This window comes from Arthrobacter sp. P1_B4 (assembly GCF_056406555.1).
The window spans coordinates 41,524-60,108 of record NZ_JBFTZW010000018.1; the positions used below are offsets into that span (position 1 = coordinate 41,524).

13 protein-coding genes are annotated in these 18,585 nt (G+C 68.1%); 11 read left to right on the forward strand and 2 right to left on the reverse strand.

Annotation, left to right across the window (positions count from 1 at the left end; translation table 11 throughout):
* Positions 1–13: 13 nt before the first annotated feature.
* The 9 genes from mmsB to AC1D1W_RS09605 all read left to right on the forward strand — a co-directional run bounded on the left by mmsB (position 14) and on the right by AC1D1W_RS09605 (position 10,676).
* Positions 14–1,282, forward strand: a complete 1,269-nt coding sequence (gene mmsB, locus AC1D1W_RS09565; protein WP_243180208.1) for a multiple monosaccharide ABC transporter permease — start codon at positions 14–16, stop codon at positions 1,280–1,282.
* Positions 1,283–1,348: 66 nt separating this feature from the next.
* Complete coding sequence (locus tag AC1D1W_RS09570) at positions 1,349–2,452, forward strand: substrate-binding domain-containing protein (protein WP_476943534.1); 1,104 nt, start codon at positions 1,349–1,351, stop codon at positions 2,450–2,452.
* A 290-nt stretch (positions 2,453–2,742) separates the two neighbouring features.
* Positions 2,743–4,191, forward strand: a complete 1,449-nt coding sequence (locus tag AC1D1W_RS09575) for an ABC transporter permease (RefSeq protein ID WP_476943535.1) — start codon at positions 2,743–2,745, stop codon at positions 4,189–4,191.
* A 2-nt stretch (positions 4,192–4,193) separates the two neighbouring features.
* The gene (locus AC1D1W_RS09580; RefSeq protein ID WP_476943536.1) at positions 4,194–4,901 is read left to right on the forward strand and encodes an ABC transporter ATP-binding protein; all 708 of its coding nucleotides are present in this window, start codon (positions 4,194–4,196) and stop codon (positions 4,899–4,901) included.
* 303 nt (positions 4,902–5,204) lie between these two features.
* Complete coding sequence (locus AC1D1W_RS09585) at positions 5,205–6,275, forward strand: Gfo/Idh/MocA family protein (protein WP_028277315.1); 1,071 nt, start codon at positions 5,205–5,207, stop codon at positions 6,273–6,275.
* Between the two features lie 152 nt (positions 6,276–6,427).
* Positions 6,428–7,675 (forward strand): hypothetical protein, encoded by a 1,248-nt coding sequence (locus tag AC1D1W_RS09590; RefSeq protein WP_476943537.1) that lies wholly within the window; start codon positions 6,428–6,430, stop codon positions 7,673–7,675.
* A gap of 435 nt (positions 7,676–8,110) precedes the next feature.
* Positions 8,111–9,340 carry a serine/threonine-protein kinase gene (locus AC1D1W_RS09595; protein ID WP_476943541.1) on the forward strand — a complete coding sequence of 410 codons (1,230 nt, stop codon included), beginning with the start codon at positions 8,111–8,113 and terminating at the stop codon, positions 9,338–9,340.
* Positions 9,337–9,873: a mucin-associated surface protein gene (locus tag AC1D1W_RS09600; protein WP_476943538.1), complete on the forward strand. Its 537-nt coding sequence runs from the start codon at positions 9,337–9,339 to the stop codon at positions 9,871–9,873. The genes AC1D1W_RS09595 and AC1D1W_RS09600 overlap by 4 nt, the downstream gene beginning before the upstream one ends.
* A gap of 158 nt (positions 9,874–10,031) precedes the next feature.
* The gene (locus AC1D1W_RS09605) at positions 10,032–10,676 is read left to right on the forward strand and encodes an SRPBCC family protein (protein WP_243180227.1); all 645 of its coding nucleotides are present in this window, start codon (positions 10,032–10,034) and stop codon (positions 10,674–10,676) included.
* A 131-nt stretch (positions 10,677–10,807) separates the two neighbouring features.
* Here the strand turns inward: AC1D1W_RS09605 and AC1D1W_RS09610 are convergent, their stop codons facing one another.
* Complete coding sequence (locus AC1D1W_RS09610; RefSeq protein WP_476856615.1) at positions 10,808–13,030, reverse strand: NADP-dependent isocitrate dehydrogenase; 2,223 nt, start codon at positions 13,028–13,030, stop codon at positions 10,808–10,810.
* A 244-nt stretch (positions 13,031–13,274) separates the two neighbouring features.
* On the opposite strand from AC1D1W_RS09610, the gene AC1D1W_RS09615 reads away from it, so the two are divergent.
* Positions 13,275–14,273, forward strand: a complete 999-nt coding sequence (locus AC1D1W_RS09615) for a trypsin-like serine peptidase (RefSeq protein ID WP_243180238.1) — start codon at positions 13,275–13,277, stop codon at positions 14,271–14,273.
* A gap of 1,081 nt (positions 14,274–15,354) precedes the next feature.
* Here AC1D1W_RS09615 and purH read toward each other — a convergent pair.
* Entirely contained in the window at positions 15,355–17,052 is a 1,698-nt protein-coding gene (gene purH / locus AC1D1W_RS09620; RefSeq protein WP_476943539.1) for a bifunctional phosphoribosylaminoimidazolecarboxamide formyltransferase/IMP cyclohydrolase, read from the reverse strand.
* Positions 17,053–17,203: 151 nt separating this feature from the next.
* On the opposite strand from purH, the gene AC1D1W_RS09625 reads away from it, so the two are divergent.
* Positions 17,204–18,556: an MFS transporter gene (locus AC1D1W_RS09625; protein WP_476943540.1), complete on the forward strand. Its 1,353-nt coding sequence runs from the start codon at positions 17,204–17,206 to the stop codon at positions 18,554–18,556.
* Positions 18,557–18,585 lie beyond the last annotated feature (29 nt).

Here is an 18,585-nt window from a genome sequence, read left to right on the forward strand (position 1 = left end):
AAGGACTGAAACAATGAACGCGCTCAAGAAGCTCTTTGGCGGCAACACCCGCCAATTCGGCATGATCTTCGCCCTGGTTGCGCTGATCGTGTTCTTCGAGATTTTCACGGAGGGCCGCACGCTCACATCGGGCAACGTCATCAACCTCTTCAACGGCAACTCCTACATCCTGATCCTCGCCATCGGCATGGTGCTGGTCATCATCGCCGGGCACATCGACCTCTCGGTCGGTTCCGTCGCGGCTTTCGTGGGTGTCTGCGTGTCACTCTTCATCCGCGACTGGGGCCTGCCCTGGTACATCGGCGTCCTGATGGGGCTCGGGCTCGGCGTCCTGATCGGGGCCTGGCAGGGATTCTGGGTGGCCTACGTCGGCATTCCCGCGTTCATCGTGACGCTGTCCGGCATGCTGATCTTCCGCGGCGCCAACCAGTTCGTCGGCAAGTCGAACACCATCCCGGTCCCGGCGGATTTCCAGTACATCGGCTCCGGCTACCTGGCCGAGTTCGGCCCGAAGACCGGCTACAACAACCCCACCATGCTGATCGGCCTGCTCGCCGTCGCGTTCGTAATCTTCAGCGAGATCCGGTCCCGCCGCAACGCCAAGAAGCTCGGCGCCGAGGTCCCCGAAGCCTGGGTCATGGTCCTCAAACTGGTGCTGGTCTGCGGTGCCATCCTCTACGCGACGTACCTCTTCGCCACCGGCCGTCCGGGCACGTCCTTCCCGGTGCCGGGCCTGATCCTCGCGGTCCTCATCATCGTCTACGGCTTCATCTCCTCCAAGACCGTCATCGGCCGCCATATCTACGCGGTCGGCGGCAACCGGCACGCTGCGGAGCTCTCCGGCGTCCAGTCCAAGAAGGTCAACTTCCTGGTCATGATGAACATGTCCTTCCTGGCCGGCCTCGCGGGCATGATCTTCGTTGGCCGCTCCACCGCCTCGGGACCGTTCGACGGCGTCGGCTGGGAACTGGACGCCATCGCGGCCGTCTTCATCGGCGGCGCCGCCGTCACCGGCGGCGTGGGCACCGTGATCGGCTCGATCATCGGCGGCCTGGTCATGGCCGTACTGAACAACGGCCTGCAGCTGCTCGGCGTCGGCGCCGACCTCACCCAGATCATCAAGGGCCTCGTGCTCCTGATCGCCGTCGCCTTCGACGTCTACAACAAGACCCAGGGCAAGAAATCGATCGTCGGCATGCTGATGAAGAACTTCGGCCGCAGCAGCGAGATCAAGGCCGACGAGACCACGCAGACCAAAGAGGTCATCTCGAGGGGAATCTAATCCCCTCCCCCCAGTTCCCCAACCCCACAATTCTCCGCACACCACCGAAAGAAAGTGAACCAAGCAATGCGAATGATTGGTAAAGCAGGAAAGGCAGCAGCAATCGCTGCTATTGCGGCACTGGCGCTGACAGCCTGCGGCCGTTCCGACACCGGAACCACCAGCGGTTCCTCCACCGGAGGCGAAGCATTCCCGAAGGGCTCCGCGATCGGCGTCGCACTCCCCCAGAAGACCTCCGAAAACTGGGTCCTGGCCGAGCAGCTGTTCAACGACGGCCTGACGGCGGCCGGCTACAAGCCGGACGTGCAGTTCGCCAACGGCGGCGTCTCGGAGCAGCAGAACCAGATCAGCGCCATGATCACCAAGGGCGACAAGGTCATCATCGTCGGCGCCATCGACGGTGCACAGCTGGGCACCCAGCTCCAGCAGGCCAAGGACGCCGGCGCAACGATCATCGCGTACGACCGTCTGCTGCTGAACACCCCGAACGTGGACTACTACGTGGCCTACGACAACTTCAAGGTCGGTGAACTCCAGGGCAAGGCGCTGCTGGACGGCATGAAGGGCAAGAAGCCGGAAGGCCCGTACAACATCGAGCTCTTCGCTGGTTCCCCTGATGACGCCAACGCGAAGGTCTTCTTCGACGGCGCCATGAGCGTCCTGAAGCCGAAGATCGACGACGGCACCCTCAAGGTCCTCTCCGGCCAGACGAGCTTCGAGCAGGCTGTGACCCAGGGCTGGAAGGCAGAAAACGCCCAGAAGCGCATGGACACCCTCCTCGCCGGAACCTACGGCACCGCAGCCCTCGATGGCGTGCTGTCCCCGAACGACACCATTGCCCGCGCGATCCTGACCTCCGTCAAGGCCGCCGGCAAGCCGCTTCCGATTGTCACGGGCCAGGACTCCGAGGTTGAGTCGGTCAAGTCCATCATGGCGGGCGAGCAGTACTCCACCATCAACAAGGACACCCGCGCGCTCGTTGAGCACTCGATCGTCATGGTCAACGACGTCCAGGCAGGCAAGACGCCGGAGATCAACGACGACAAGTCCTACAACAACACGGTCAAGGTTGTTCCGGCGTACCTGCTGGAGCCGGTCATCGTAACCAAGGACAACGTCCACACGGCCTACGAGAACGATCCAGTACTCGGACCGATCACCAAGCAGTAGTTCCTTATCTGGGCGACCGCTTCACCGGCCGCACCAGAGTACAGAGCCCCGGCTCTCCCGCAAGGGAGGGCCGGGGCTCTTGCGTTGGCGGTGGTGCGCGGCCGTGGTGTCCCGGCTGGGACCTTGGCAGTGACATTGCCTGGGACCTTGCCTGCGGCAATCGGCTTCACAGCAGATCCATAGCTCCCCGGGGAGGTTCGCACAGCGGCCCGTACCACTGTGGGACCAGCGCCGGGCATCGGGTCCGGCAAGAGATCCCCCATAGACACCCAAGAAAAATTAGGAGCACCGTGAGCGTTCTTGCCCGGAGTGTAGGCAACGCCTTTCGAAACAAGGTCAGGACCGCCGCTGTGGTGGCGGTGCTGGCCGTAGCCATTGGACTTGCCCTGGCCATGCTCGTGGCCAACCAGGCCGTCACCGGCAAGGTTGCCGAGCTGAACGCCTCGGTGGGCACGGTCCTGACCGTGAACCCCGCCGGCGGCCAGGGGTTCGAGGGCGGCGGCGAGCCGCTGACGTCCGCCCAGGCAGCCACGGCGGCGGCCGTCCCCAACGTCAGCAGCGTGGTCGGCACCAAGGCGCTGCGCCTGCGCAACGCCGCTGACATGGCCGCCGAGGCCGCGTCAGGACGGACAGGCCAAGGCGGCCCCGGCGGCCAGTCGGCCACCTCCGTCACCACGAGCCTCACGGCCGCCGTCGACGCCGGCACCCTCGGCAACCGTAACCAAGCCAGTACCGGTGCCTCCGGAAGCAGCACCTCGGGCACTACCGGCAGCACCGCGCAGGCCGCGCCGGCGTTCTCGCTGCCCATCACGGCAACGGGCATCGGCGCCGAGATGGACTCCACCGGCAAGGCCCTGCAGCTGACGCAGGGCACCGGCCTGGGCAACTACACCGCCGCGTCCACCGGCGCCCTGCTGGGCACCACCCTGGCCACCAAGAACGGCCTCAGCGTGGGCTCGACGTTCACCATCGGTGATAAAACCTTCACCGTCCAGGGGCTGTTCGACGCCGGGACCGCGTTCGGCAACAATGCGCTCTACGTGACGCTGCCGACCGCCCAGACCCTCGCCGCGCTCCCGGACGAACTCTCCACCATGATCGTCACGGTCAATAGCATGGAAAACGTCGACGCCGCCAAGACCGCCCTGCAGACGGCGCTGGGCTCCGACAAGGCCGACGTCACCCAGGGCCAGCGGAACCTTGAGACCGCCGTCAGCTCGCTGGACAGCGTCAAGAACATTTCCTTCATCGCCTTCGTCGCGGCCCTTGGCACCGCCGGCCTGATCATCCTCCTGATCATGGTCATGCTGGTCCGCGAACGACGCCGCGAGATCGGTGTCCTGAAGGCCATCGGCGCCCCGAACCGCACCATCGGCCTGCAGTTTGTGCTGGAGGCCCTCGTGCTGGTGGCCATGGGCAGCGTGGTGGGCGCCGCCGTCGCCTCCCTTGCCAGCGGCGGCATCGCCAGCGCCCTCATCAGTTCAAGCAGCAGCACGAGCGCGGCGGCCACCGGCCAGCGCGGCGGCGCTGGCGGCTTTCCCGGGGGCGGGTTCCCGGGCGGGGCGGGCGGACCGCTGGGCGGGGCCAGCCAGCTGCTGACCTCCGTGACGGCGAGCGCCTCCCCCGGCGTCATCGCCGCGGGCATCGCCGCAGTTTTCGGCGTCGCCATCATCGGCGCGCTCGTCCCGGCCCTGCTCACCGCCCGGATCCGTCCCATCGAAGTCCTCCGAGGAGAATAGCCATGATCGAAGTCAAGAACCTGGTCCGCACGTTCAAGTCCGGCGACCGGACCATCAAGCCGGTCAACGATGTCAGCTTCGAGCTCGGGCAGGGCACGCTGGCCTCGATCGTGGGCAAGAGCGGCAGCGGCAAGAGCACCCTGCTCTCCTTGCTCGGTGCGCTGGACAAGCCCACCAGCGGCGACGTGGTGGTCAACGGCGTGAGCCTGGCCAGCATGCCCGACGGGAAACTGACCAACTACAGGCGCCGGGACATCGGCTTCGTGTTCCAGCAGTTCAACCTGATCCCGAACCTCTCGGCCGTGGACAACGTGATGCTGCCGATGGAATTCGCCGGCGTGCGCAAGGCGGCGCGCGCCGAGCGGGCCCGGCAGCTGCTCGAACAGGTCCAGCTCGATCCGGACAAGCACGGGCGGCGCATCAACCGGCTCTCCGGCGGCGAGCAGCAGCGGGTGGCGATCGCCCGGGCCCTGGCGAACGAACCCAAACTGATCCTGGCCGATGAACCCACCGGCAACCTGGACGAACAGACCGGCGAGCACATCATCGAACTGCTCAGCACGCTCAGCCGGGACCACAACACCACCATCCTGGTGGTCACCCACGACCGTGCCCTGGCCAACAAGACGGACCGGCGCTTCCGGCTCCAGCAGGGCCGGCTCACGGAGGAACCGGCCCGGACCCGTGCGGCGGCGGCCCTGACCGGCTGAGGACCGACCGGCTGCTGAACTCCAGCCGCGGCCGACCCCCTGAGGACCGGCCGGCTGAGTACCGGCTGCTGAACTCCAGCCGCGGCCGACCCCCTGTGGTCCGCCCGGCTGCGGGGGCTTCGGCGGCGGAGCTGCGGGGGCTTAGGCGTCGGAGCTGCGGGCAGGCCTTGGGGGCCCGCCCGCGGCTCCGGCGTCGAGCCGCCGGGGCTGAACTTCGTGAGACTGGATCTCCGCGTCGAACCTCCGCCATGCCAGGGCCGTCAACACTGCGGCCCGCCCGCCCCTGGGTGAGAAGATGGCACCATGTCTGCCCTCATCGCAAAGCCGTGGCTGTTCAGCCAGCCGGACCAGGATCCCCGCACAGCCACCGGCGCCAGGCTGCGCTGGGGCGTCATCGCCACCGGCGGGATCGCCGCTTCGGTCACACGCGACCTTGGGCTGCTGGCGGATGCGGAACTGTACGCCGTCAGCTCCCGCACACAGGCGGCCGCGGACGCGTTCGCGGCCGACTACGGCTTTGTCCACGCCTACGGTGACCAGAACGGCGCGAGTGGCTACGCCCGCCTGCTCGCCAATGACGCCGTCGACGTCGTCTACGTCGCCACCCCGCACGCCCACCATCACAAGATAGCCCTCGCCGCCCTCAACGCCGGCAAGCACGTGCTGTGCGAGAAGGCCCTCACGATCAATGCCCGGGAAGCAGCCGAGTTGATCGCGGCGGCCCGGACCAACGGAGTCTTCCTGATGGAGGCGGTGTGGAGCCGGTTCCTGCCCAGCATGCAGCGGGCGTTCGAGATCGCTGCCTCGGGCGAGATCGGCGAGGTGAAATGGGTCGGCGCCGACCTCGGCTTTCCGGCGCCGTACTCGCCCGGTTCCCGGCTTTGGGCACCCAAGGACGGTGGCGGCGCCCTGCTGGACATGACGGTCTATCCCCTGCTCTGGGCGCTCGGCACCCTGGGGTTCCCGCAAACGGTCAGCGCCACGGGCTGGCTGAACGACGACGGCGTCGACGCCCAGAATGCGTTGACGCTCGGTTACCACCACGGCGCCCAGGCCCAACTGACCTCGTCATTGATGGCCTACGGCCCCCGCACGGCCACCGTCGCCGGCACCAAGGGCTACCTCCAGAGCCCGGGCTCCATCAACAACCCGAAGGAACTGCTGGTCCGGATCGGCTTCGAGGGGCCACGGACGGAGCAGTTCACGGTGGTGGGACGTGGCTACACTTACGAGCTCCGGGAGGTCACGCGGTGCATCCAGCAGGGCCTCACCGAGAGCCCGGTCATGCCGCTGGAGGACTCCCTGAACACCATGCGGCTTTTCGACGGCGTACGCGCGCAGCTCGGCGTGAGCTACCCCAACGACGCCCACTAACCGCCTYCCACTTTCCTCGCCCCAGACAACGGACCCGGCGCATTCCAAGTGTCTCGGTATGCCTACAGTTTCGGCCCCGCTCTGGACTCTCCTGTTGAGGCCGACTTACCCTGTAGGCAATTGTCCAGTCTTCCGGGAGCGGGGGTGCGCGCATGGATCCTGCAGCAGCGTCCTCCCGCGCGGGCCGCACCCTGCGCCCCCTGCGCCCCCTGCGCCCCCTGCGCCMCTTGCGCCGCGTGCTTTTGGCCGCCGTCGCCGGCGCCGCGTGGCTGACACTGACCTGCACGGCTGCGCAGGCGGACGACGCCTGCGCGTTCTACGGGACAGCCGACGGCGCCGGCGAGAGCGCGGCCGCCGCCTCGTGTACGGACGCCGACGACCTCCCTGTTCCCTCCCTCGACGGCGTGGTTTCCGTGGACCTCCCCGCGGTCCCGGCGGGCACCTGGGCGGCGGGCACTGTTCCGGGGCCGGTTGTAGCTTCCGCCGACGTCGTTCCTGCCGACCCGAACGGGCCCACGGACACCGCCCCTGACCCGGCGGTTCCCGACGCGCCACCGCCCGCCGCCCCTGGGCAGGCGGCACCGGACCCGGCACTCCCCTCCCCGGCGCTCCCTGACCCTTCGCTCCCTGCGCCGGCAGTCACCCCGCCGGCAACCGGGCCCGTGCTGGACCCTGCGATTCCGGTTCCCGGTGTTGTTCCGCCGGTGGTGGACCCTGCGGTACCGGTTCCCGGCGTCGATCCGCCGGTCGGCGACCCCGCGGCCCCGGTTCCGGAGCCAGCAGCTCCGCTCCCCGGCGACCCGGCGGCCGGGCCACCAGACGGCGTCGTTCCAGGCGGCACCGTTCCAGGCGGCACCGTTCCAGGCGGCGACGTCGCGGCGGGATCGCCGGCGGGGACGCCGGCCGCCGTCGATGGCGAATCGGCACCGGCGGCCGCCGCAAAGGCAACCGCCGCCAACGCAGCACCAGCTCAACTGCAGGCGCCTGCTCCCACCGGCACCGTGGCGGCCCGTCCCTTCCCGGCATCTCCTTCCCCCGGTGCCACGGTTGCCTACCCCGCTTTGCTGATCCCTGAACCCCGGGGCGCGGCAGCTGTCCAGTCCGGCGCTGCCCCGCCGGCCAAGGCCCCCGCCGGGACCGGTGAACCGCCGGCTCCCTCCGGCAACCCGGGTCCGGGCCCATGGCATGGCGGAACGGGACTGCCTGCGCCTGACGCACTCCCACCGGCTCCGGGCTCGGGGTCCGGCAGCGGGCACTCCGGCGGCGGGCCTGCCGGAACGGCTGCGTGGATGCCCAGCCTGGTCTTCTACCTGCCCACCATCGGGGCCGACGCCATCGGCGGACCGCTCCAGCACGAGTACGCAGCCGTTAGCGCTGATCCCGGTTCTTCCCCTGACTAGTCGGGCCGTCTCTGCCTCCACAGAGCACGGCCCGTCGGGCTGCCTTCGCCGCCCGCCAACAGTCACCCAGGAGAATCCCCCATGGACACGACCGTCCACCGCCGGGCTTCCGGCACCCCAATTCCCGCCAGCCTGACCCCCGCAGCGCCTGCCCGCCCGGAGCGCTCCGGTCCGCAGCCGAGACCCGGCTGCAAGCCCCGCCCGCCCTAGCGCATGCCACCGCTCCCATCACGGTCCTGTACCGCCGGAGCGAGGTCGTTGGGTCCGCTGGGGGACCCAACGGCATGCTCCGGCGGAGGGGCGTCCGCGGGGCGTCCGGTGAGGGAATACGCTTCGGCGCCGGGACCGGAGGTCCCCTCTGAACAGAAGCGGATACTAATTACCCTTATCATTCTTTAGGTGCGCCGTCGGTGCGCACACGGAAGATACGGGGACATTGTGAACAGTTCGCCCAACAGCATCACGGCGGAGCCCTTGGGCGGCCGCTACCAGCTGGGGGAGGTGATTGGCCGGGGCGGCATGGCGTCGGTCTACACGGCCAAGGACCTGAACCTTGGCCGGGACGTTGCCCTGAAACTCTTTGCACCGCAATCGGCCGATCCCGACGAGCTTCGCCGCCAGGAAGCGGAGATCGAGTTGCTGGCCACCCTGAATCATCCAAGCCTGGTGACGCTGTTCGACGCCGGGACGGACACCCGGATTCCCGAGGAGCCGCGGCCCTTCCTGACCATGGAGCTCGTGGACGGCCAGGATCTGCGGACCCGGATCCGCCACAGTCCCCTGCCGCTGGCCGAGTTGGCCGTCGTCGGCGCCGGGATCGCCGATGCCCTCGCCTACGTCCACGGCCTCGGCATCGTCCACCGGGACATCAAGCCCGCCAACATCCTCCTGGTGCCGGTCCGGCCGGGAGAGCCGCTTCGGCCCAAGCTCACAGACTTCGGCATCGCCCGGATCATCGACGGGACCCGGCTGACGGCCACGGGAACCATGGTGGGAACCGCCGCCTACCTCAGTCCCGAACAGGCCCGCGGTGCCGACCTCGGTCCCGCGAGCGATATCTACTCGCTGGGCCTGGTCCTGCTCGAATGCCTCAAGGGCGAGGTGGAGTACCCGGGCAGCGCCGTCGAATCCGCCGTGGCCCGCCTGCACCGCGCCCCCGTCATTCCGGACGCCGTGCCCGAGGAGTGGGCCCGGCTCATCCAGGCCATGACCGTCCTGGACCCGTTGGACCGCCCCGCGGCCGCCGATCTCGAGGCAGCCTTCCGTGTGGCCCTCGTTTCCCCCGGATCGCTGCCGGGACCGGTCACAGCGGAACCCACCCGGGTCCTCCCGGCCCCGCCGGCAAGGCGGCCCCGCCCACCCAGGCCCGGAGTCGCACCGGCTGCGGCGTCGAGAACACGCCCCCTGAACTCGCTGGACCCGGATGCCCTGCCGCTGCGGCCCCGCCGCCGCCGCTCCTTGTCGCGCGGGGCCGCATGGTTCCTCCGGGCCCGGCCCCGCACCCGCGTGGCCGTGCTGCTCGCCGCGCTGGCAGTCCTTGCCGTCGTGGCGACGATCGCGGTCGCCCTGTCCGCCCCCGCGGCGCCCGACGTCGTCCCCTACCCCACCGTCACCGGACCGCTCGGCGATCACCTGAAGGAACTGCAGAAGGGCGTGGAACCATGAGCGATTCGCGAACCGCCGGGCAAGACCGCGGCGGGGTGAGGTATCGGGTGTCCGCAAGCCTCCTCGCCGGACTGCTGGCCGCCGGGACTTTGGCCGGCTGCGGCTCCCCCGCCCCCGAACTGGGCAGCGCCGCGGCCCGTCAACTTCAATCCGAAGTCTTGGCAGTCAGCGAGGCTGCAGCCGCCAACGACCCGGAGGGTTCCCTGAAGCACCTTGACGAGCTGCTGACCCGGCTGGATGCCGTCGCCGCGAGCGGCGAGGTGTCCTTCAGACGCCACCAGAGCATCAAGTCATCGATTGACGCCGTCCGGGCGGACCTTACCGCGCAGCAGGCGGCCGAGGCGGCCCGGAAGGCTGCAGAAAAAGCAGCGGCTGACAAGGCGGCAGCCAACAAAGCAGCGGCTGAACAGGCTGCCGCGGCCCAGGCAGCAGCCCAGGTCGCTGCCGCGCGGACGGCCCCGGCCGCCGTCGCCCCGGCCCCGGCCCCGGCCGGAAAGGGGAAGTCGAAGGACAAAGGGAAGGGTAAGGGCTAAGGCGCGCCGATTACCCTGCTGCCGGACGGGCTTCCACGACACCTGAGGCCGCGACCGGCATCGACCTGGCCGCAGACCGAACGCGGCGCCTCCGCCGCCACTATCGTCAGCCTGCTTACCATTTCAGCGGAAGCCCGCTAGCGTGGAGGAACGGCTTTATGCCGGTCAACGACAAGAATCGCGGACCGCGGTCCGCCAATCGAAGGAGTGACGCCTGCATGGCAACAGTTCAGGAATCCATCGAAGTCAATGTTCCGCTAAGCCAGGCCTACAACCAGTGGACGCAATTCGAGGAATTTCCGCACTTCATGAGCGGCGTGGAATCGGTTAATCAGCTGGACGACACCACTGTGCATTTCAAGACCAGCATCGGTGGAGTCCGGCGTGAGTACGATGCGCGGATCACCGCGCAGGAACCGGACCATCGCGTGTCGTGGGAGAGCCTTGATGAACCACGGAACGCCGGCACCGTCTGGTTCGATGATCTCGGCGAGGCCGCAACGAAGGTGAACGTCGAGCTGACCTGGGAGCCGGACTCGGCGGCGGAAAAGATCGGCGCGGCCATCGGCCTTGATTCCCGTCAGGTTGCCGCCGACCTGAAGAAATTCAAGCAGTTCATCGAAGAACGCGGGGCCGAGACGGGCGGATGGCGCGGACGCGTGGACGGAGTCGCCCCGGGCGCCACCACCGCCGTGCCGCTCCAAGAAGAAGTGGGATATGGCGCGGAACCTGCCTTCGAACGCGTGGACGCCGATCCCGACCTCGCCCCCGAGCCGCCTTTCGGCCACGACCAGCCGCGCTGACCGGCCGTTCGCACTGATCTGGCTGGTTTGATTACTCCGCCGGACTGACAGCGGAACGCCCCGCCTCCCTTTCGGGAGGCGGGGCGTTCTGCGTGGCGACCTACCGCGCTGCCGGAGCGTTGAGGCTGGGACTACTTGGTCAGCGTCGCAAGCACTTCACTGAACTTCGCCGAGGGGCGCATGACCGCTGCGACCTTGGCCGCATCCGGCCGGTAGTACCCGCCAAGGTCCACCGGGGAACCCTGGACGGCCAGGAGTTCGCCGGTGATGGTGTCCTCATTGGAGTTCAGCGCGTCAGAAACGGCGGCGAAGGCCGCGGCGAGCTCGGCGTCGTCGTTCTGGCTGGCCAGTTCCTGGGCCCAGAACTTGGCCAGGTAGAAGTGGCTGCCGCGGTTGTCCAACTCACCGGCCTTGCGCTTCGGGGACTTGTCCTCCAGCAGGAACGTGCCGGTGGCGCGGTCCAGGGTGTCGGCCAGGACCTGGGCGCGGGCGTTGCCGGTGCTGGTGGCGAGGTGCTCGAAGCTGACGGCCAGCGCGAGGAATTCACCCAGACTGTCCCAGCGCAGGTGGTTTTCCTTAAGCAACTGCTGGACGTGCTTCGGGGCGGATCCGCCGGCGCCGGTCTCGAACAGGCCGCCACCGTTGATCAGCGGCACCACGGAAAGCATCTTGGCGCTGGTGCCCAGTTCCAGGATCGGGAAGAGGTCGGTGAGGTAGTCGCGGAGCACGTTGCCGGTCACCGAGATGGTGTCCTCGCCCTTGCGGAGGCGTTCCACCGTGAAGGCCGTGGCCTCATCCGGGGACATGATGGCGATTTCCAGGCCCTCGGTGTCGTGGTCCTTGAGGTATTCCTCGACCTTGGCGATCATCCGGGCGTCGTGCGCGCGGCCCTTGTCCAGCCAGAAGACGGCGGGCGTGGCGGAGGCGCGGGCGCGGGTGACGGCCAGCTTCACCCAGTCGCGGATCGGCACGTCCTTGGTCTGGCAGGCGCGCCAGATGTCGCCCGGGGCAACCTTGTGCTCGATCAGCACGGTGCCGGCGTCGTCGACGATCTGGACGGTGCCGGCGGACTGGATCTCGAACGTCTTGTCGTGGCTGCCGTATTCCTCGGCGGCCTGGGCCATGAGGCCGACGTTCGGGACCGTGCCCATGGTGGTGGGATCAAAGGCCCCGTGGGCGCGGCAGTCATCAACCACGACCTGGTAGATGCCGGCGTAGCTGCTGTCCGGGAGGACGGCGAGCGTATCGGCTTCCTGGCCGTCGCGGCCCCACATGTGGCCCGAGCTGCGGATCATGGCCGGCATTGAGGCGTCGACAATGACGTCGGAGGGCACGTGCAGGTTGGTGATGCCCTTGTCGGAATCGACCATCGCGAGTTCGGGGCCCTCGTTGAGGCCCTTTTCGATGGCTGCCTGGACCTCGCCGCGGATCTCCTCCGGCAGGTCCTCGAGGCCGTTGAGGATGGAGGCGAGGCCGTTGTTGGGGCTCAGACCGGCGGCGGCGATCTGCTCACCGTAGGTGGCGAAGAGGTCCGCGAAGTAGGCCTTGACGACGTGGCCGAAGATGATGGGGTCCGAGACCTTCATCATGGTGGCCTTGAGGTGGGCTGAGAACAGCACGCCCTCGTTCTTGGCCCGGACAACCTGGGCTGCGAGGAACTCATCCAGGGCCGCGGCACGCATCACGGTGCCGTCGATGACCTCGCCGGCCAGGACCGGGAAGGCACGCTTGAGGACCTTGACGGTGCCGTCTTCCTTGACGAGCTGGATCTTGATGTTGGTGTCGGCCTCGATCACCACGGACAGCTCGTTCGAGCGGAAGTCGTCGGCGTCCATGTGGGCCACGTTGGTCTTGGACTCCGGCGTCCAGGCGCCCATGCTGTGCGGGTTCTGGCGGGCGTAGTTCTTGACCGAGAGCGGGGCGCGGCGGTCCGAGTTGCCTTCGCGCAGGACCGGGTTCACAGCGGAGCCCTTGATCTTGTCGTAGCGGGACCGGATATCCGTTTCCTCGTCCGAGGAGGGGTTGTCCGGGTAGTCCGGCAGCGCGTAGCCGTGGCCCTGGAGTTCGGCGATGGCGGCCTTCAGCTGGGGCACGGAGGCGCTGATGTTGGGCAGCTTGATGATGTTGGCTTCGGGCGTCTTGGCGAGGGCACCAAGCTCGGCCAGGGCGTCGCTGACGCGCTGCTCTTCGGTGAGGTAGTCGCCGAACACGGCGATGATGCGGCCGGCCAGCGAGATGTCGCGGGTCTCCACTTCCACACCGGCCGTCGAGGCGAACGCCTCAATGATCGGCAAGAACGAATAGGTGGCCAGCATCGGCGCTTCGTCGGTGTGGGTATAGATAATCTTTGCCATTGCGCGGGCGTCTCCCTGAAGGTCTGGGTATTTCCGGAATCTTGTGTTATCTCAACACCCCTAACTTACCCGAGGTGCCCCCGTTGGCGCCTACCGGCGTCGTGCACGGACGGATGAGTGACGTCCCGACACGGCATAACAAAAATTGACAAGCTACTTTACAGATTAGTCAAATTGCCGTAGTTTCAGTCCATCCAGCGGCCGCCAACAGCGGCCGCCCCGCTTTCCACCGGTTAGGACACCCATGAGAACACCCAAGACTCTGGCCACCAGCCTGCTGACTCTTTCGGCCGCCGCGCTGCTGGCCCTGAGTGCCGCGGGGGCGGCCACGGCCTCCCCCGCACCGGCCAAGGCACCGGTTTCCACCTCCGATGTCGCCAGCCACACCGTCACCGAGACGGGCGCGGCCGAGTACTGGACCGCGGAACGCATGCGCAGCGCCGTCCCCGGCGACGTCCTGGCCGACAGGGCCATGAAGCGCAACGGCAAGGCCACTGCGGCCAGGGGCCCGGCGGAAACGGGCGCGCCGAGCAAGGTCGAGGCCGCGGCTCCCAAGCTGCAATCCCAGACGCTCCAGACCAAGACCAATGCGAGCGAAACCCCCGTCCCGCACATCGGCAAGGTCTTCTTCACCCTCGGCGGGACGAACTACGTCTGCTCCGGCAACTCGGTCTCCTCCGGCAACAAGAGCACGGTCTCCACGGCCGGACACTGCGTGAATGAGGGCCCGGGCGCCTTCGCCACCAAGTTCACGTTCGTCCCGGCGTACCTGAACGGCGCGGCCCCCTACGGCAAGTGGACGGCCAAGGCCCTCTACGCCCCCACCCAGTGGAGCTCCTCGGGTGACATGACCTACGACACTGGCTTCGCCGTCATGTCCACGCTCAACGGCCAGTACCTGAGCGACGTCGTCGGCGGCTCGGGGCTGCAGTTCAACGCCGCCCGCGGCCTGAGCTACAAGTCATTCGGCTACCCCGCCGCAGCGCCCTTCAACGGTGAATCCCTCAAGAGCTGCTCCGGCACCGCCACGAACGATCCCTACAACCCACAGTTCAACACCCAGGGGATCCCCTGCAACATGACCGGCGGTTCCTCAGGCGGTCCGTGGTTCATCGGCACCAGCGCCGCCGGCTACCAGAACTCCATCAACAGCTACGGCTACGGCAGCAAGTCCACCACGATGTACGGCCCGTACTGGGGCAGCGTGATCCAGCAGGCCTACACCACGGCGGCCGCTTCCTGACCTGAGGGCACGGGCACCGTTCGCGCGGGGCCCGTGCTCCGTTCGCGGGGCCCGTTCGCGGGGCCGGGCTCCGTTCGCGGGGGCCCGCGCGGGCAGCGCGGCCTGGGTTCCGTTCGCGGGGGCCGCGCAGTCGGGCTTGTTTCCCCTGTCTACCCTGTTTACCCCAGCGCGGGGTCATTGCGTCCCATCTTCAGCAGTGGGGAGGACGCAGTGGCCCCGCGCTGGCTTTATCTGCGACGGCGGATCGCCCCCCGCCCGCTGGACATGCCCTCCGCTAACACGAAGGCCCGGACATATACCCCATATGTCCGGGCCTAGCCATGAGGAGTGGACATGTCCTCCCGGGTGGCTTCTCGGCGCTTGGGAACGAATGAGCATGTCCCCCGGCTGGCCCGCTGCGCTCCAGAAAGAACGGGCATGTCCCGCGGCTGGCCCAGGCAGCCCCGGGTCGCACGGGACATGCCCTCCCCACACGCCGAAGCCTGGACATATCCCTCATATGCCCACTCCTTGCCACGAAAAATGAGCATGCCCCGCGGAAAGAATGGACATGTCCCCCGGACTGGCCGCCAGCCCACCCAGTGGCACAAAAAATGGACATGTCCCGCGGAAAGGGAGGCATGTCCCGGAAAGAATAGGCGTGTCCGCCCGGGCCGGTCTCGAGCTCCTGAAGCCGTGAGCATGTCCTTTTGGGCTGGCCCGGTACGCACCGAAAGACTGAGCATGTCCCGCGGTTGGCCCAGGCAGCCCCAGGTCGCACGGGACATGCCCTCCCCACACGCCGAAGCCTGGACATATCCCCCATATGCCCATTCTTAGCCGCGAAAAATGAGCATGTCCCGCGGAAAGAATGAGCATGTCGCCCGGACCGGCCATATGCCCACTCCTTGCCGCGAAAAATGAGCAAGTCCCGCGGAAAGAATGAGCATGTCCCCGGCACTGGCCACCAGCCCACTCGGTGGCACAAAAAATGGACATGTCCCCCGGATAGGGAGGGCGTGTCCATTTTTTGTGCGGGGGTCTCTAGGGGGTCTCTTGCGCTGGTCCCTTGTGCGCGAACCGCAGCCCGAGAGGAAGGGCCCTAGTGGAAGAAGTGGCGGGCTCCGGTGAAGTACATGGTGATGCCGGCGGCGTTGGCTGCGGCGATGACTTCCTCGTCCCGGACAGAGCCGCCGGGTTGGACGACGGCGCGCACGCCGGCGTCGACCAGGATCTGCAGTCCGTCGGCGAACGGGAAGAACGCGTCCGAGGCCGCCACGGCGCCCCGGGCCCGCTCCGGCGAAGCGGCGGCGCCTGGTTCTGCCTGAACGGCAGCCGCCCCGCCAGCACCCTCGACGTCGGACTCAACCGTGACGCCGAGGGTGTTGGCGCGCTCGACCGCGAGCTTGCAGGAATCGAGCCGGTTGACCTGGCCCATGCCGATGCCGACGGCGGCACCGTTGTCCGCGAGCAGGATGGCGTTGGACTTCGCCGCGCGGCACGCGGTCCAGGCGAACGCGAGGTCGGCCAGGGTGGCGGCGTCGGCGGCGTCGCCCGCGGCCAGGGTCCAGTTCGCGGGGGTGTCGCCGTCGGCGTCGACCTTGTCCGTGGCCTGCACCAGCATGCCGCCGGAGACCTGGCGGAACTCGGTCGGGTAGCGGCCGTATCCGTCCGGGAGGGTCAGGAGGCGGATGTTCTTCTTCTTGGACAGGATCTCCACTGCCTCGTCGTCGAAGCCCGGCGCGATGACGACCTCCGTGAAGATGCCGGCGACGGTCCGGGCCATCCCGGCGGTGACCGTGCGGTTCGCGGCGATGACGCCGCCGAACGCGGACACGGGATCGCAGGCGTGGGCCTTGGCGTGGGCGTCGGCGATCGGGTCGGCCGCCGACGCGGACCCCACGGCCACGCCGCACGGGTTGGCGTGCTTGATGATGGCGACGGCGGGCTCGGCGAAGTCGAAGGCGGCGCGCAGGGCGGCGTCGGCGTCGACGAAGTTGTTGTAGCTCATGGCCTTGCCGTGCAGCTGGTCGGCCTGGGCGATGCCGGCCGGGGCGGCCTTGTCCACGTACAGTGCGGCCTGCTGGTGCGGGTTTTCGCCGTAGCGGAGCACCTCGGAGCGTTCCAGGGCCAGGCCTGCGTAGGCGGGCCAGTCGATCACGCCGTCGCCGTCCTCGTCGCGGAACTGGCTGGCAGTCCAGGTGGCCACGGCGGTGTCGTAGGCCGCGGTGTGCGCGAACGCCTTGGCAGCGAGCCGGCGGCGGGTCTTCAGGTCAAAACCGCCCGAGGCTGCTGCCTCCACCACGGCACCGTAGGATGCCGGGTCCACCACGATGGTGACGGCGGCGTGGTTCTTCGCGGCTGAGCGCACCATCGCGGGGCCCCCGATGTCGATCTGTTCGACGACGTCGTCCGGCGCGGCACCGGACTTCACGGTCTCCACGAAGGGGTAGAGGTTGACGATGACGAGGTCGAAGGGCTCGATCTCCATGTCCGCCAGGGTCTGCATGTGGGCCGGGACGCGGCGGTCCGCGAGGATGCCGCCGTGCACGCGCGGGTGCAGGGTCTTGACGCGGCCGTCCAGCATTTCCGGGGAGCCGGTGACTTCCTCGACTTCCTGCACGGGGATGCCCGCGGCGGCGATCTTCTTGGCCGTGGAGCCGGTGGAGACGATCTTGACGCCGGCGGCATGCAGGCCCTGAGCGAGCTCCTCCAGACCGGTCTTGTCGTAGACCGAAATCAGTGCCCGGTGGATGGGAACTCGGTCGATGGATACACGGTCAAGCTGAGTGAAGCTCACAAAAGTCTCCGTCTTATATCGCGGCGGGGCCGCGGGTGGTGGGGATGCGGCAAGTTTATCGCGTCCCCACCACCGGGCCCTCCCGCGCGCCGGAGTGTGAAGCACGCGCGGGCCGCGGCCCGGCCACGTAGAGTTTTCACAGGAGGCCAAGATGAACACGTACACCACTGTGCCCAGCGGCGAACAGGTGGTCCAGGAACTGCCGTGGCGGTGGAAGGTCCAAGGCCGGATCTTCCTGATCGGCGGGCTGGGCTTCATGTTCGATGCCTGGGACGTCACCCTCAACGGCATCCTCATTCCGTTGCTGTCCAAGCACTGGTCACTGAGCCCGGGCGATGCCGCCTGGATCGGCACGGCGAACCTCATTGGCATGGCCCTGGGCGCGTTCGTCTGGGGCACCATCGCGGACACCATCGGCCGCAAGAAGGCCTTCACCGCGACCCTGCTGATTTTCTCCATCTTCACCGTGCTCGGCGCCTTCTCCCCCGACTTCATGTGGTTCGTCGTGTTCCGGTTCCTGGCCGGGTTCGGCCTGGGCGGCTGCATCCCGGTGGACTACGCGCTGGTGGGCGAGTTCACCCCGCGCAAACAGCGCGGCCGGGTGCTCACCGCCATGGACGGCTGGTGGCCGATCGGCGCGGCCCTCTGCGGTTTTGTCTCCGCCGGGCTGGTCGCGGCCTTCGCGGACTGGCGGCTGACCATGCTGGTCATGGTGCTTCCGGCGCTGCTGGTGTTCTGGATCCGCCGCAGCGTGCCCGAATCCCCGCTGTTCCTGATCCGCAAGGGCCGCCGCGACGAGGCCGCCAAGGTGATCGACGCCCTGGTCCAGGCCACYGGCGCCGAGACCCGCGTCTACAGCCTGCCGGCACCGCAGGATGCGCCACGCCTCTCGGCAGGGAGCGCGTGGACGCAGTTGTGCGCCCTCTGGCAGTTCAACTGGAAGATCACGACGGCGGCATGGGCCCTGTTCTTCAGCATCCTGCTCGTCTACTACCTGTCGCTGACGTGGATGCCGCGGATCCTGATCGGCGCCGGCTTCGAGGAGTACAAGGCCTTCCTGACCACGGCGTCGATGGCCGCCGTCGGACTCCTGGGCGTGGTGGTGGCCGCCCTGCTGGTGGAGCGGGTGGGCCGCAAGTGGATCCTGGCGATCACCGGCCCGCTGTCCGCGCTGACGCTGGTGATCGTGGCGATCGTGGTGGACATCCCCACCGCCGCCGTCTTCTGGCTCCTGGTGTTCGGCTTCGTGGTGCAGGTGGCCATCCCGGTGCTCTATACCTATGTCTCCGAGCTCTACCCCACGGAGCTGCGCGGCTCCGGCTTCGGCTGGGCCTCGACGTTCTCCCGGCTCGGCGCCGGGTTCGGTCCGCTGATTTTCGCGGCCTTCCTGTGGCCGGAGCTGGGGCTCGCGACATCGTTCGCCCTGGCCGGCGGCCTCGTGCTGCTCTCCGTGCTGTGGATGGCGTTCTTCGCCCCCGAGACGAAGCAGCGCCGGCTCGAGTAACGCACCCACCCCGCCCAACTGGCTCGCAG

Coding starts and splice junctions, on each gene's coding strand:
- mmsB (WP_243180208.1), top strand. CDS start 14: ATGAACGCGCTCAAGAAGCTCTTTGGCGGCAACACCCGCCAATTCGGC.
- AC1D1W_RS09570 (WP_476943534.1), top strand. CDS start 1,349: ATGCGAATGATTGGTAAAGCAGGAAAGGCAGCAGCAATCGCTGCTATT.
- AC1D1W_RS09580 (WP_476943536.1), top strand. CDS start 4,194: ATGATCGAAGTCAAGAACCTGGTCCGCACGTTCAAGTCCGGCGACCGG.
- AC1D1W_RS09585 (WP_028277315.1), top strand. CDS start 5,205: ATGTCTGCCCTCATCGCAAAGCCGTGGCTGTTCAGCCAGCCGGACCAG.
- AC1D1W_RS09600 (WP_476943538.1), top strand. CDS start 9,337: ATGAGCGATTCGCGAACCGCCGGGCAAGACCGCGGCGGGGTGAGGTAT.
- AC1D1W_RS09605 (WP_243180227.1), top strand. CDS start 10,032: ATGCCGGTCAACGACAAGAATCGCGGACCGCGGTCCGCCAATCGAAGG.
- AC1D1W_RS09610 (WP_476856615.1), bottom strand. CDS start 13,030: ATGGCAAAGATTATCTATACCCACACCGACGAAGCGCCGATGCTGGCC.
- AC1D1W_RS09615 (WP_243180238.1), top strand. CDS start 13,275: ATGAGAACACCCAAGACTCTGGCCACCAGCCTGCTGACTCTTTCGGCC.